The 523-nt window shown below is 78.4% G+C and carries 1 protein-coding gene; it reads left to right on the plus strand.

Annotation, left to right across the window (positions count from 1 at the left end):
- On the plus strand, positions 1–355 hold a 355-nt coding region (locus tag VR45_RS50410; protein WP_045945197.1), incomplete at its 5' end, for an LPXTG cell wall anchor domain-containing protein.
- Between the last annotated feature and the right edge of the window lie 168 nt (positions 356–523).

Below are 523 nucleotides of genomic sequence, written 5' to 3' on the forward strand. Positions count from 1 at the left end.
CCCGACCCCGACCCCGACCCCGACCGCCACGCCGGTGCCGGCCGTTCCGACGCCCACCGCCACCGGGAGCACGGCCGCGGCGCCGGCCGAACCCTCCTCCGACAGCACCGCCGAGGGTGCCGACCAACTCCCGGTCCCGTTCCCGATGGAGGTCCCGACCACCGCGCCCCTGAAGATCGTTCCGGCGGCGGTCACCAGGGCGACCAGCACGGCCGACAGCCTGGAGCGGAACCTGGCCACGACCGGTGGCGGCGAGGGGAAGGCCGTGATGGCCGGTGCCGGGGCGGCCATGCTCGGCGTCGGCGCCGGTGCCCTCGTCCTGCTCCGTCGCCGCAGGACGGCGCGGCACGGGTGAAACGTGCCGCGGGGCGGGCCCGGATCCGGGCCCGCCCCGCGGCACGTTTCACCCGTGCCGCGCCGTCCTGCGGCGACGGAGCAGGACGAGGGCACCGGCGCCGACGCCGAGCATGGCCGCCCCGGCACCGGCCATCACGGCCTTCCCCTCGCCGCCACCGGTCGTGGC

The organism is Streptomyces sp. NRRL S-495 (assembly GCF_000966955.1).
Classification (GTDB): domain Bacteria; phylum Actinomycetota; class Actinomycetes; order Streptomycetales; family Streptomycetaceae; genus Kitasatospora; species Kitasatospora purpeofusca.